This window comes from Streptomyces sp. NPDC053542, from assembly GCF_044544685.1.
Taxonomy (GTDB): Bacteria; Actinomycetota; Actinomycetes; order Streptomycetales; family Streptomycetaceae; genus Streptomyces.
This window is the reverse complement of record NZ_JBITXL010000009.1, coordinates 167,844-181,835: the sequence shown is the minus strand read 5'-3', so window position 1 is coordinate 181,835 and position 13,992 is coordinate 167,844. Positions and strand designations below refer to the sequence as shown.

General features: G+C 69.6%; 11 protein-coding genes. 8 read left to right on the top strand and 3 right to left on the bottom strand.

Going from position 1 to position 13,992, the window contains the following annotated elements:
- Positions 1-113: 113 nt before the first annotated feature.
- Positions 114-656, bottom strand: a complete 543-nt coding sequence (locus ACIGXO_RS25265) for a GNAT family N-acetyltransferase (RefSeq protein WP_399791565.1) — start codon at positions 654-656, stop codon at positions 114-116.
- Positions 657-797: 141 nt separating this feature from the next.
- Here ACIGXO_RS25265 and ACIGXO_RS25260 point away from each other — a divergent pair, with 141 nt between their 5' ends.
- Entirely contained in the window at positions 798-1,694 is an 897-nt protein-coding gene (locus ACIGXO_RS25260) for an MBL fold metallo-hydrolase (protein ID WP_399791074.1), read from the top strand.
- Between the two features lie 315 nt (positions 1,695-2,009).
- On the top strand, positions 2,010-4,403 hold the full coding sequence (locus ACIGXO_RS25255) for a SpoIIE family protein phosphatase (protein ID WP_399791071.1): 2,394 nt from the start codon (positions 2,010-2,012) through the stop codon (positions 4,401-4,403).
- A gap of 287 nt (positions 4,404-4,690) precedes the next feature.
- Here the strand turns inward: ACIGXO_RS25255 and ACIGXO_RS25250 are convergent, their stop codons facing one another.
- A complete protein-coding gene (locus ACIGXO_RS25250; protein ID WP_399791068.1) occupies positions 4,691-5,371 on the bottom strand; it encodes a TetR/AcrR family transcriptional regulator in 681 nt (226 codons plus the stop codon).
- Between the two features lie 102 nt (positions 5,372-5,473).
- Between ACIGXO_RS25250 and ACIGXO_RS25245 the strand changes: the two genes are divergently transcribed.
- The 6 genes from ACIGXO_RS25245 to ACIGXO_RS25220 are packed head-to-tail and all read left to right on the top strand — an operon-like array spanning position 5,474 to position 12,388.
- A complete protein-coding gene (locus ACIGXO_RS25245) occupies positions 5,474-7,060 on the top strand; it encodes a methylmalonyl-CoA mutase (protein ID WP_399791065.1) in 1,587 nt (528 codons plus the stop codon).
- A 26-nt stretch (positions 7,061-7,086) separates the two neighbouring features.
- Positions 7,087-8,670, top strand: coding sequence for an acyl-CoA carboxylase subunit beta (locus ACIGXO_RS25240; RefSeq protein ID WP_399791062.1), 1,584 nt, complete (start codon positions 7,087-7,089; stop codon positions 8,668-8,670).
- Between the two features lie 9 nt (positions 8,671-8,679).
- Positions 8,680-8,886, top strand: coding sequence for an acyl-CoA carboxylase subunit epsilon (locus ACIGXO_RS25235; protein ID WP_399791059.1), 207 nt, complete (start codon positions 8,680-8,682; stop codon positions 8,884-8,886).
- Between the two features lie 22 nt (positions 8,887-8,908).
- Positions 8,909-9,373, top strand: a complete 465-nt coding sequence (locus ACIGXO_RS25230; RefSeq protein WP_399791056.1) for a cobalamin B12-binding domain-containing protein — start codon at positions 8,909-8,911, stop codon at positions 9,371-9,373.
- Positions 9,370-11,124, top strand: coding sequence for an acetyl/propionyl/methylcrotonyl-CoA carboxylase subunit alpha (locus ACIGXO_RS25225; RefSeq protein ID WP_399791563.1), 1,755 nt, complete (start codon positions 9,370-9,372; stop codon positions 11,122-11,124). Before ACIGXO_RS25230 ends, ACIGXO_RS25225 begins: the two co-directional genes overlap by 4 nt.
- A 10-nt stretch (positions 11,125-11,134) precedes the next feature.
- Positions 11,135-12,388, top strand: a complete 1,254-nt coding sequence (locus tag ACIGXO_RS25220; protein ID WP_399791053.1) for a cytochrome P450 — start codon at positions 11,135-11,137, stop codon at positions 12,386-12,388.
- On the opposite strand, the gene ACIGXO_RS25215 is transcribed toward ACIGXO_RS25220, so the two are convergent.
- On the bottom strand, positions 12,385-13,989 hold the full coding sequence (locus tag ACIGXO_RS25215) for a transporter (protein ID WP_399791050.1): 1,605 nt from the start codon (positions 13,987-13,989) through the stop codon (positions 12,385-12,387). The genes ACIGXO_RS25220 and ACIGXO_RS25215 overlap by 4 nt on opposite strands.
- Positions 13,990-13,992 lie beyond the last annotated feature (3 nt).

Sequence of the window (13,992 nt, the reverse complement as noted above, 5' to 3'; positions counted from 1 at the left end):
CTCGCCCACGCTCGCCTGCGGTCCCCGTAGACACGGCCTTCTCCCTCGACCGGTACGCCGATGGTGATGCCCGTTCGCGGGCCGCTATGAGGCCACCGTCCTCGTTGCCGCCATCAACGAGTGGTGGTGACGTACTGGTCCGACGACAACTCGAACACCCGGACTCGCCGACCGCCGATGGGATTCACGGTCTCACGGACCGGATGCATCCCCAGTTTGGTCATGATCCGTTCGGAGGCGTCGTTGCCCACTTGGGTGATGCTGACGATCCGCTCCAGCCCTCGCTCTTCGAACCCGAACCGTACAGCGGCGGCAGCGGCCTCGGTGGCGAGGCCCTGCCCCCAGTGAGGACGTCCCAGCCGCCAGCCGACCTCAACGGCCGGCAGTACCTCCGGCAAGTAGTGAGGCATCGAAAGGCCGGTGAACCCGGCCAGCTCGCCGGTGGACCGGAGCTCCACGGCGAACAAGCCGAAGCCCTGTGACTCCCACTCGCTCTCCCATGCCTGGATCCCGCCGCGAGTCTGCTGTTCGTCACGGACGCTGCCGTCACGGATCCACCGCATGACCTCGGGGTCGGCATTGATGGCAGCCATGGGCGCAACGTCTTCCTCGCGCCAGCGACGCAGGATCAAACGGGGAGTCTCAAGCGTGACCATCCGATCATTCTGGATCACAAATGGGCTCTCCACCGTCTGAATTCGCCGGCCGCGGTTCGCTCCCGCGCTCGTCCTCAACGCCCCTGTCCCGCAAGCGATATGGGCGCTCGACCGGATAACCGACCGGAAGGTGGCACAGTCATGGACATGAGAACCACGGGATATACAACGGCAGAATACGGTGAGGTACGCGTGCTCATCGGCCCCGAACGGGGCGCCTATCCGAACGGCAACTCGCTACTCGTACAGGGCACGGCCGCGTCGCTGGTCATCGACCCGTCGCTGTCGCTCGTCCACGGCGCACCGCCCGCGGACCTGGTCCTCGTCAGCCACGCCCACGAGGACCACATCGCCGGCCTCGGCAGCTACGACGTGCCGGTGCACATCCATCAGGGCGACCTGCAAGCGCTGCGTTCCCGCGAGGCGATGGTCGCCGGATTCGGCTTCCCGCCCGACATGACCGACGCTCTCGACAAGACCATGCGGGACGAGTTCCATGTGCACGGACGCCCGGACGCGCAGGGATTCGACGACGGCGCCGTCTTCGACCTCGGCGGGCGCACCGTGACCGTCGTGCACCTCCCCGGCCACACCGCGGGCCACAGCGGCTTCCTGATCGAGCCCGACGGCTTCCTGTTCCTCGCGGACATCGACCTGACGTCCTTCGGCCCGTACTACGGAGACCTCGGCAGCAGCCTCGTCGACTTCGAGGCATCGATGCGCCGCTGCCGGGAGATCGACGCACGCTGGTACGGCACGTCCCACCACAAGGGCGTGGTCGAGGGTGCGGCGGAGTTCAGGCGCCGGCTCGACGCCTTCGCCCGGGTGGTGGACGAGCGCGACGCAACGCTCCTCGCGTTCCTGAGCGAGCCACGGACCGTCGAGGAGATCGTCGAGCATCGGCTGGTCTACCGGCCCCACGTCGAATCGCCGCAGGTGCGGCCCGTGGAGCGAAGGACGGCGGAGCAGCACCTGGACCGGTTGACGAGTGGCGGGCTGGTCACGGAGGTGGAGCCGGGCCGGTTCCGCGCGACCTAGGCACTGTTTCTCGGATCGTGTGCGGAGCCGGGTGACGAGGGCTGCGAGGGCTGCGAGGGTGATGGTGTGCCGGATTCCGCGTCGACGCAGGTGACAGCGGTTCTTGCGTGACGTGGAGGCATTGTTTGCCAGGACGTCCCTCAGGGATCGACCGGCGCCGCCGGGACTGGCGACCGTCCACAGCCGCCCGCGGGTATTCGGCCGGCTGCCTGACCGCCTTTTCGGCGAGGGCGATGGCGATGACCTGCAGCTAAGGCGTACCGAGACGTCCAGGCGTAGCCTTGATCTCAGACATTCCAGTCATGGGCAGGTCACATGGCCACAATGCATGCATCACGCGAGACCGGTCATCAGAACCCTTTCGACATGACCACAGCAGCGATGATCATGGTGGATGCGCACGGGAAGGTGATCGGCTGGAGTCCCGCGGCTCGCGATCTCTACGGTGCCGACGCCCGAGAGGTGCTCGGCCGCTCGGTGCGCGAGGTCCTGGGAGATGTTCGAGCCCAGGGTGACACGCTGCAATTCGAGGCAGCGGGGGCACCGGCGCCCGGCTCGGTCCGGACCGAGAGCCGTACCGTCCGACGCCCGGACGGGTCGCTGGTGGAGACGGTCTTCCGCGTCTTTCCGGTGGAGCAGGAACGGGGACGGCCCGCCTGGGTGGTGATGGCGGCGCCCGGCGGCCCCTACCGGGAGTGGATGACCGACCAGTCGGTGCTGTCCGGCCTCTTCACACAGGCGCCCGTGGGGCTGGGCGTCTACGGCCCTGATCTCCGCCTCATCTGGGTCAACGAGCTCGTGCAGAAGGAGATGGGCTGGCACTCAGGTGAATGGGTGGGACAGCCCGACAGCGTGCTCTATCCGCACGGCACCATCCTTTCCCCTCCGGGGTACCGCGACATGGAGGAGGTGCTGGAGCACGTATTGCGCACCGGCGAGGCCGTGCTCGATCTCCATTGGCGCGGGCCCACCCCCGCCACCTCGGAGCGCTACCAGGTCTACTCGTGCTCGTATTTCCGTCTGCAGGACGACGAGGGCCGCCCCCTGGGCGTCTGCGAGGCGGCCGTCGACATCACGGAACGCTACGAGGCCCAGACTCGCCTGGCACTGCTCAGCCGGGCCAGCGGGATCGGTACCACGCTCGACATCAGGCAAACGGTGCGGGAACTCGCAGAGCTCGTGGTTCCGGAGTTCGCCGACTCCGTACGGATCGAGGTCGCGGAGTCGGTACTGGTGGGAGAAGAAGCCCCGCCCTCGGCATCCGGTGCGCCGGCGGGGCTGCGGCTCACGGCGGAGCACACCAAGAGCGATCCTTGCGTGGTGCAAAGTGATCCGATGTTGGGTGTCATCGGCAGTCGGCCGATCACCGAGCACGGACGCCTGCTCGCCCTGCCTCTGCTCCTCGGCGGCACCGCGCTCGGCACGGTCACCCTCCTGCGGCAGCCGTCCCATACGCCCTTCACCGAGGAGGACCGCGCGCTCGCCGAAGAACTGGCATCGCGCACCGCCGTGTGCGTGGACAACGCTCGCCGCTACATCCGCGAGCACACCACGGCGCTGAAGCTGCAGCACGACCTCCTCCCGCGGGGGCTTCCGCAACCGAGCGGAATCGAGTTCGCGCACCGCTACATCCCCACCACCGGCCCTCTCGGCGTCGGAGGCGACTGGTACGACGTGATTCCGCTGTCAGGCGCCCGGGTCGGGCTGGTGGTCGGCGACGTGGTGGGGCATGGGGTGGATGCCGCGGCCACCATGGGACGGCTGCGCACGAGCGTGCGGGCGCTGGCCGCCTTGGACCTGTCGCCGGACGAACTCCTGACCCGGCTCGACGACTTGGTGAGTCAGGCACGAGTGGGAATCCACCGGACACCGGGCGACGAGGCAACGGACAGGGCCCTGGGGGCGACCTGCCTGTACGCCGTGTACGACCCCACCTCCTGCACATGCACCATGGCCAGCGCGGGCCACCTCCCGCCGGTCGCCACCGGCCGCGGGGCAGGAGCGGGGCGAGCCGAAGCGCTCGACCTGCCGACAGGACTCCCGCTCGGCATCGGTGGGCTGCCTTACGAGAGCAAGGAGTTCGAATTCGCCGAGGGCACTGCGCTCGCCCTGTTCACCGACGGAATGGTCGAGGCACGGAGCCGGGACGTGGACGAGGGAGTGGCGGACCTGTGCGGCGCACTGGACGCCTCGACCGGGTCCCTGCAGCAAGCGTGCGACGAGATCGTCTCTCTGCGTGTCCAGGGATCCGCCGACGACGACGCCGCACTGCTGCTGGTACGCGTCCACGCCTTCCCCGAGGACAGCACGGCGCTCTGGCACGTCGACCCCGACCCGGCCGAGGTGGCCGGGGCCCGTGCGCTCGTCCGAGGGAAACTGGAGGAATGGGGGCTCGACGAGGCGGCGTTCGTCTCCGAACTGGTCGTCAGCGAGCTCGTCACCAACGCGATCCGGTACGGCCGCCCCCCGGTCTCCCTGCGCCTGCTCCGTGCCGTCGACCACACGCTGATCTGCGAGGTCTCGGACGGAGGCCACACCTCTCCGCATCTCCGCCGCGCCGGCAACGAGGACGAAGGAGGACGGGGCCTTTTCCTCGTGGCGCAGCTCACCAACATGTGGGGCACTCGCTACAGCCGCCAGGGCAAGACCATCTGGGCAGAGATCCGGCTTGGGCAGGAAGTACCACTGGATCTGATGCTGGAGCCTTGAATACGGCGCCTGCCTTGTCCGCCGGATCTCCGGTCGTTCCGGCGAGCCGGCTGAGGGGTGCCGCAGAAATCCCTTGCTCTCGCGTTCTTGCGGTGGCGATGCCGGCCCCCATCGGACCGCCTCCGACCACACCTACGTCGCGGATCTCATCGGCTGCCGCGGTGGTCATCGGCTGCCTCCGCGCCGTTACGGCAGGTTGCGGGCCATGACGATGCGCTGGACCTGGTTGGTGCCCTCTCAGCACCCTGAGGGAAACCGCTGCGTTCCCTCCCTCGTCGGCGATCTCCTCAGTCCGCGTCGTCCAGCGCCCTGCGCAGGGCCGGGAGCAGCGCGTCCAAGTCGCGCCCGGTGCGGAAGGCGACGACGGTGGTTCCCGCATCCGCCGACTCGGGCCCGGCCCCCGGCGCCGGGAACAGCGAGACGACCTCGCGCATGGCCTCGTCCACCTCGCCCATGGGATCGCCCGCCTCGCCGCGCAGCCAGCGACGCAGTACGTGGTTGTGGGCGGAGACGACAGCGGCGGCCATGAGCTCGGCGCGCAGCGAGGTGGTCTGCGCCGAATCGCCCATCCAGTCCGAGATGAATTCGCGGAAGAGGCGCTGGTAGCGGGCGACGCTGGCGATCTCGCGGTCGCGCAGCGCGGGCACGGTACTGGTCAGCTTGTAGCGGCGGCGGGCGAGCTCCCCCTCCTCCAGGTAGTGGAGGAGCACCAGGCGCACCGCCTCGGAGACCGCGACGAGCGCCGTGCTGTGGCTGGAGGTGGCCAGGCGGTCGCGGATCGCGTCGAGCAGCCGGTCGTGGTCGGGGAAGATCACCTCTTCCTTGGCACGGTAGTGCCGGAAGAAGGTGGTGCGCCCCACACCCGCGCGCTCGGCGATGTCGTCGACGGTGGTCTGTTCGTAGCCGCGCTCGTCGAACAGCGTCAGGGCGGCGTCGGCGAGGCGGGCGCGGGCAGATGGCTTGCTCATGGTCGCCCATCCTTTCGTGCGTTGCCGGTCACAGGCCACTTGCCACCCATGACGGTACTGAGTACCGTCATTATGGAATTGCGTTCCACAGAAGGGTTTGCCATGGGCTCCGGCGCACACTCCGAGTCCGGTCTGCCGATCCAACCGGTCTACGACGCCGCATCGCTGGCGGGATTCGACGCCCAGGCCAAGCTCGGCGAGCCAGGCCGGTACCCGTACACCCGCGGCGTGTACCCGTCGATGTACACCGGCCGGCCGTGGACGATGCGGCAGTACGCCGGATTCGGCACCGCCAAGGAGTCCAACGCGCGCTACCACGAGCTGGTGAACGCCGGCACCGGCGGGCTCAGCGTCGCCTTCGATCTGCCGACGCAGATGGGCCACGACTCGGACGAGCCGGTGGCCGCAGGAGAGGTCGGCAAGGTCGGCGTCGCCATCGACTCCCTCGACGACATGCGCACGCTGTTCCACGGCCTGCCGCTGGACCAGGTGTCGACGTCCATGACGATCAACGCCCCGGCCGCCACCCTGCTCCTGCTGTACCAGCTGGTGGCCGAGGAACAGGGCGTGCCGGGCGGCAAGCTCACCGGCACGATCCAGAACGACGTGCTCAAGGAGTACATCGCCCGCGGCACGTACATCTATCCGCCCCAGCAGTCGCTACGACTGATCAGCAACATCTTCGCGTACTGCCACCGCGAGATCCCCCGCTGGAACACCATCTCCATCTCCGGTTACCACATGGCCGAGGCCGGAGCCACGCCCGCGCAGGAGATTGCGTTCACCCTCGCCAACGCCAAGGAGTACGTCCGCACCGCCCTCGCCGCCGGCCTGGACATCGACGACTTCGCGCCCCGGCTCTCCTTCTTCTTCGTGGCACGCACGACGCTGCTGGAAGAGGTGGCCAAGTTCCGTGCCGCCCGCCGCATCTGGGCCCGCATCATGCGCGAGGAGTTCGGCGCGAAGAACCCCAAGTCGCAGATGCTGCGCTTCCACACGCAGACCGCCGGAGTGCAGCTCACCGCCCAGCAGCCCGAGGTCAACCTGGTCCGCGTCTCCGTCCAGGCGCTGGCCGCCGTGCTCGGCGGGACCCAGTCCCTGCACACCAACTCCTTCGACGAGGCCATCGCGCTGCCCACGGACAAGTCCGCCCGGCTCGCCCTGCGCACCCAGCAGGTCATCGCGTACGAGACCGATGTCACCGCCACCGTGGACCCCTTCGCGGGCTCGTACGCGATCGAAGCCATGACCGACGAGGTCGAGGCGGCGGCCCTGGAGCTGATCCAAGCGGTGGAGGACCGCGGCGGCGCGGTCCACGCCATCGAGCAGGGCTTCCAGAAGTCCGAGATCGAGAAGTCCGCCTACCGGACCACCCTGGAGATCGACAACCAGGAGCGCACCGTCGTCGGCGTCAACCGCTTCCAGCTCGCGGAGGAGGAACCGTACGAGCCGCTGCGGGTCGACCCGCAGATCGAGATCGACCAGTGCGAGCGGCTGGCGGCGTTGCGGAAGGAGCGCGACAACCAGGCGGTCCGCCGCGCCCTGGACGAGCTGCGCACCACCGCGGCCGGGTCCGACAACGTCCTCCCCACCATGCGTGAAGCTCTCGCGCTGCGCGCAACCGGCGGCGAGATCGCGCACGCCCTGCGCGACGTCTGGGGCGTGCACGTCCCCGTAGACACCTTCTGACCAGCAAAAACCCAGTGGAGCAACCAGTGAGCGACATCGATACCCACACCACCGCGGGCAAGCTGGCGGATCTTCAGCGACGCATCGAGGAAGCCACGCATGCCGGCTCCGCACGCGCCGTGGAAAAGCAGCACGCCAAGGGCAAGTTGACCGCCCGTGAGCGGATCGACCTGCTGCTGGACGAAGGATCCTTCGTCGAACTGGACGAGTTCGCCCGGCACCGCTCCACCGACTTCGGCATGGCGGCCAACCGCCCCTACGGCGACGGCGTCGTCACCGGCTACGGCACCGTCGACGGCCGCCCCGTCGCCGTCTTCTCCCAGGACTTCACCGTCTTCGGCGGCGCGCTGGGCGGCGTGTTCGGCGAGAAGATCGTCAAGGTGATGGACTTCGCGCTGAAGAACGGCTGCCCGGTCATCGGCATCAACGACTCCGGCGGCGCCCGCATCCAAGAAGGCGTGGTCTCCCTCGGCGCCTACGGCGAGATCTTCCGCCGCAACACCCACGCGTCGGGCGTCATCCCGCAGATCTCCCTGATCGTCGGCCCGTGCGCGGGCGGCGCGGTCTACTCCCCCGCCATCACCGACTTCACGGTCATGGTCGACCAGACCTCGCACATGTTCATCACCGGCCCCGACGTCATCAAGACCGTCACCGGCGAGGACGTGGGCTTCGAGGAGCTGGGCGGCGCGCGCACCCACAACGCCACCTCCGGCGTCGCCCACCACATGGCCGGCGACGAGAAGGACGCGGTGGAGTACATCAAGGCGCTGCTGTCCTACCTGCCCTCCAACAACCTCTCCGAGCCGCCCGCCTTCCCCGAGGAGGCCGACCTGGAGACCAGCGACTACGACCGCGAGCTGGATGCGCTCATCCCGGACTCCGCCAACCAGCCCTACGACATGCTCTCCGTCATCGAGCACGTCCTGGACGACGGGGAGTTCCTGGAGGTCCAGGCGCTGTACGCGCCCAACATGGTCACCGGCTACGGCCGGGTGGAGGGCCACTCGGTGGGCATCGTCGCCAACCAGCCGATGCAGTTCGCCGGCACCCTGGACATCAAGGCGTCCGAGAAGGCCGCCCGCTTCGTGCGCACCTGCGACGCCTACAACATCCCCGTCCTGACCTTCGTGGACGTGCCCGGCTTCCTGCCCGGCACCGACCAGGAGTGGGACGGCATCATCCGCCGCGGCGCCAAGCTCATCTACGCCTACGCCGAGGCCACCGTCCCCCTGATCACCGTCATCACCCGCAAGGCATTCGGCGGCGCCTATGACGTCATGGGCTCCAAGCACCTGGGCGCCGACCTCAACCTGGCCTGGCCCACCGCCCAGATCGCGGTGATGGGCGCGCAGGGCGCGGTCAACATCCTGCACCGCCGCACGCTGGCCGCCATCGAGGACCCCGCCGCCCAGGAAGCCCGCCGCCAGGAGCTGATCGCCGAGTACGAGGAGGCCCTCCTCAACCCCTACGCGGCCGCCGAACGCGGCTACGTCGACGCGGTGATCATGCCGTCCGAGACCCGCCGCCACATCGTCCGCGGCCTGCGCACCCTGCGCAACAAGCGCGAACAGCTGCCCCCGAAGAAGCACGGCAACATCCCGCTCTAAGGAGGCACTGTGATCAAGGTCGTACGGGGCAATCCCACCCCGGAGGAGCTGGCCGCGACCCTGGCAGTGGTCCAGGCCCGCGCCGCCGCGGCGGCACACACCGCCCCCGCCGCGCCCGGCCGCCAGGACTCCTGGTCCGACCCGGCCCGCCTCGGCACCCACCGCCTGCCCGCACCGGGGCCGGCCGCATGGGCCCGCACCTACTGGCGGGGCTGACCCGCCACCGATCGGAGAATCCATGAACACCCTGCGCCAAGGGGCGCCCCGCGACAGCGCAGCGCCGACGCCGCGCGCTCGCGTCGTCATCGCCAAACCCGGCCTCGACGGCCACGACCGCGGCGCCAAGGTCATCGCCCGGGGGCTGCGCGACGCCGGCTACGAGGTGATCTACACCGGGCTGCACCAGACACCGGAGCAGATCGTTGCGACGGTCATCGCCGAGGACGCACCGCTGCTCGGGCTCTCCGTACTGTCCGGCGCGCATCTGCCGCTCGTGGCGAAGGTGATGGACCTTCTCATCGAAAACGACGCGGACGACGTTCGCGTGATTGTCGGCGGCATCATTCCCGCTGCCGACATCCGCACGCTCAAGGCCATCGGCGTCGACGACGTCTTCACTCCCGGGGAGAAAATGCAGGAGATCATCAAGTGCGTCGACCGGCTGCTCGCGTCGCCGGCCAAGCCGTTGGAGTCGGCATGCTGACCAAGGTGCTCATCGCCAACCGTGGCGAAATCGCTGTCCGCGTGGCCCGGGCATGCCGGGACGCCGGAATCGGGAGCGTAGCCGTCTACGCCGACCCGGACCGGGACGCTCTGCACGTCCGTGCCGCGGATGAGGCATACGCCCTGGGCGGTGACACTCCTGCCACCAGCTACCTGGACATCGCCAAGGTCCTTGCGGCCGCCGCCGATTCGGGCGCGGACGCCATCCACCCCGGCTACGGCTTCCTCTCCGAGAACGCCGAATTCGCCCAGGCCGTCCTCGACGCCGGGCTGATCTGGATCGGCCCGCCCCCGCAGGCCATTCGCGACCTGGGCGACAAGGTCGCCGCCCGCCACATCGCCCAGCGCGCCGGCGCCCCGCTGGTCGCCGGCACCAAAGACCCGGTCTCCGGCGCCGAGGAGGTCGTGGCCTTCGCCGAGGAGCACGGCCTGCCCATCGCCATCAAGGCCGCCTTCGGCGGCGGCGGCCGCGGCCTCAAGGTCGCCCGCACCCTCGAAGAAGTCCCCGAGCTCTACGACTCCGCGGTCCGCGAGGCGGTGGCCGCGTTCGGCCGCGGCGAGTGCTTCGTGGAGCGCTACCTGGATCGCCCGCGGCATGTGGAGACCCAGTGCCTGGCCGACAAGCACGGCAATGTCGTCGTCGTCTCCACCCGCGACTGCTCCCTGCAGCGCCGCCACCAAAAGCTCGTCGAAGAGGCCCCGGCGCCGTTCCTGACGGCCGAGCAGAACGCCGAGCTCTACCGGGCCTCCAAGGCGATTTTGAAGGAGGCTGGCTACGAGGGCGCCGGCACGTGTGAGTTCCTGGTCGGCCAGGACGGCACGATCTCCTTCCTGGAGGTCAACACCCGGCTGCAGGTGGAGCACCCGGTCACCGAGGAGGTCACCGGCCTGGACCTGGTCCGGGAGATGTTCCGCATCGCCGACGGCGAGGAGCTGGGCTACGACGATCCGCCCGTGCGCGGCCACTCCTTCGAGTTCCGCATCAACGGCGAGGACCCCGGCCGCAACTTCCTCCCCGCCCCCGGCACCGTCACCAAGTTCGAGGCCCCCGCCGGCCCCGGCGTCCGCCTGGACGCCGGCGTCGAGTCCGGCTCGGTCATCGGCCCGGCCTGGGACTCCCTGCTCGCCAAGCTCATCGTCACCGGCGCCACCCGCCAGCAGGCCCTGGAGCGGGCGCGGCGTGCACTGGCGGAGTTCACCGTCGAAGGCATGGCCACCGCCATCCCCTTCCACCGCGCCGTGGTCGAGGACGAGGCGTTCACCGCGGACCCGTTCGCCGTGCACACCCGCTGGATCGAGACCGAGTTCGTCAACGACATCAAGCCGTTCGCCGCGCCGGGCGTGGACGAGGCCGAGGCCGAGGCCGGCCGCGAGACCGTCGTGGTCGAGGTCGGCGGCAAGCGCCTGGAGGTCTCCCTGCCCTCCTCGCTGGGCATGTCGCTGGCCCGCACCGGGCTGGCCGCCGGCGCCAAGCCCAAGCGCAAGGCGGCCAAGAAGTCCGGCTCCGCCGCCTCCGGCGACGCCCTCGCCTCCCCCATGCAGGGCACCATCGTCAAGATCGCGGTCGAGGAGGGCCAGGAGGTCAAGGAGGGCGACCTGGTCGTCGTCCTGGAGGCCATGAAGATGGAGCAGCCGCTGAACGCGCACCGCTCCGGCACCGTCAAGGGCCTGACCGCCGAGGTCGGCGCCTCCCTCACCGCCGGCGCCGTCATCTGCGAAATCAAGGACTGAGGCCCCGAAAGTGACGCACGGCCCGGGGCTCCTGGAGCACCTCGTTTCCCTCGATCTCTTCGACACACGGTTCGTGGCCGACCCCTTTCCGGCACTGGCGGCGCTGCGGCGCGATGCGCCGGTGCACCACGATCCCGTCACCGGCCTGTGGCTGGTCAGCAGGTACAGGGACGTCCGGCAGGTGCTGCTCGACCCGGTGACGTACGTCCCGGACAACGCCCAGCACGTGGTCACCCGGCTGCCGGTGCCGGCGCTCCGCGTCCTGGCCAGGGCGGGTTTCGCGCTCCCGCCCGCCCTGGCCAACAACGGCGGTCCCAGCCACGCCGGGCTCCGCCGCCTGGTGACCCGCTTCTTCAACGCCGAGCGGGTGGCCGCGGCCGTACCGCTGATCGAGGAGACGGCACGGAAACTGCTGACGGGCATCCGGGAGCGCCTGGACCGCGGTGAGGCGGGCGATCTGGGCACCGAGTACGCCAGGCTCCTGCCGTGCCAGGTGATGATGGCCCTGCTCGGCATCGAGAACGTGCCACCCACCGCACTCTCCGAATGGAGCGACGCGGCGCTGGAACTCTTCTACGGCCGTCCGTCGGCGGAGCGGCAGCTCCCCCTCGCGGAGCTGGTCGCGGACTTCTACCGGTGGCTGCGGGGACAGGTCACCAGCGCCGCGCCGCAGGGCAGTCTTGTCGAGGCCCTGCACGGTCATCAGCTGCCGGACGGCACCCGGCTGGACACCCCCACCGCCGTGGCGGTGTGCTTCTTCGTCTTCATCGCCGGGCAGTCGACGACCGGGCAGCTGATCTCCACGGTACTGCGCACCACCCTCTCCGACCCGCGCGCCTGGTCCCGGGCCGCTGCCGAGGAAAGCTTCGGGCAGGCGTGGGTGGAAGAGATCCTGCGGCGCGAGCCGCCCGTGACGACCTGGCGCAGAGCCACCGCCCACCCGGCCGAGCTGTCCGGCACGCGACTGCCGGCCGGCGCCGGACTCCTGTTGATGCTGATGGGCACGGGCTCGGACCCCGCGGTGTTTCCCGAGCCGGAACGACTGTGCCCACACCGTAGGAACACCAGGCATCACCTGTCCTTCGGCGCGGGACGCCACCGCTGCCCGGGGGCGTCCTTGGCACGTACCGAGGCGGCGGTGGCCTTGCGCGCAGCCGCTCAATGGCTCCCCCAGGCCAAGCTCCTGACTGACGAGGAGCCCGCGATGCTGGGGCTGCTGTCCTTCCGGGCACCGCTGCGGGTGCCGGTGCACCGCGGGTGCTAACGCCGCGGTGCATCCAGGGAGTTGACTGCTGAAGGGGCCGGGCATGAGCCCGCCCCCTTCAGCACACCGAGCCGGCCGAGGAGGAACGCCGCCGGTACGGAGATCAGGCCCGGGGTGCGGAACGGGTACCAGTTGAAATTCACGCCCGGCAGCAGTGCGTACGCGGACCCGGAGACGGTGGGAGAGAACAGCGTGAGGACGGTGCACAGGAGCAGCCCCCCGTAGACGCACCACAACAGCCCTCTGCGGTTGAACCCTTGCCAGAAGAAGGAGTACACGAGCACCGGGGCCACGCAGGACGCCGCGACGCTCATCGAGAAGATGGCCAGGAACTCGACCGAATACCGGTGAGCCACCGCGGACAGCGTCAGGCCCAGGACCCCCAGGGCGACGATGGCCGGACGCAACGCCCGCACCTGCCGGCCGGTGGCGCGAGAGCCCTCGGCGCGCGCGAACACATCGTGGGCCAGGGAGACGGCGGCCGCGAACATCACGCTCGTCACGGTCGTGAGGACGACCAGGAAAGCCACACACGCCACGGCGGTGATCAGCGCGACGCGCGTGGTGGAACCGTCCGGCAGGACGTGGGAGGCGAGCAGGACCGGGGATGCCTGCCCGTTGGGGTCGACCATGCCGATGCCCCGGCCGCCGGCCACGGCCGCGGCCGCGAAGCCCGTGGCGATCAGGAGGAGGAAGTAGGCACCGGTCAGTCCCCCGGCGATGCTCATGGACCGCCGTGCCGAGCGCCCGGTGCGGGACGCGGCCACGCGCAGGATCAGATGCGGCATCGCGACCGCTCCGAGGATCTGCACGATGTGATCGCTGATCATGTTGAGCGGTACGAGGCTGGAGATGTGGGCCCACAGCCCCGGACCGAGGTAGTCGTCGGGCGCCGCGCTCTTGTCCACGGCGGCCGAGAGGAGGCTTCCGGCGTCCCACGAGAATCTCCTCAGGGACAGCACCACGAGCACCGCGAGCGTCACCAGGGTGAGGACCACCTTGACCACGTGCATGCGACTGGTGCCTTTGAGATCCGTCACGGCGGCGAAGAAGATGACGAGCCCGCCCATCAGTACCGTGCACAGCACCTGGGCCGCATCGGTCGACATGCCGATCAGCATGGCCACGATGATGCCGCCGGCCCGTAGTTGGAGCACGAGCATGGGAAGCGTGATGGCGAGGGTCACCACGGCCGCGGCGATGCGCGGTGCCGCACCGGATGCCCGGAGGGAGAAGAGGTCGCCGAGCGTGTAGCGGCCGCTGTCGCGGATCTTCTGAGCGAGGAGGAGCAGCAGACCGAGTGCGATGACACTGTCGACGGCGGAGGCGTACCCGTCGTAGCCGAAGAGCGCGATGGCCCCGGTCGTCGCGAACAGCGTGAGGACGGAGATCTGCTCGCCGGCCATGGCGAACCCGTTGCAGACCGGCGAGAGGGACCGGTCGGCGATGTACAGCCGTTCCGGGTGGTCGTCGTGGGTGGCCAGCGTGAACACCCACAGCAGTGCCAGACCGATGAAGACGAGGAAGGCGACCAGCACCGGGCCTCTCGCCGCCGGACCGATCGGGTCGTGCGGGCCCGAGCTCAGGAGGTACGTGACCACCGC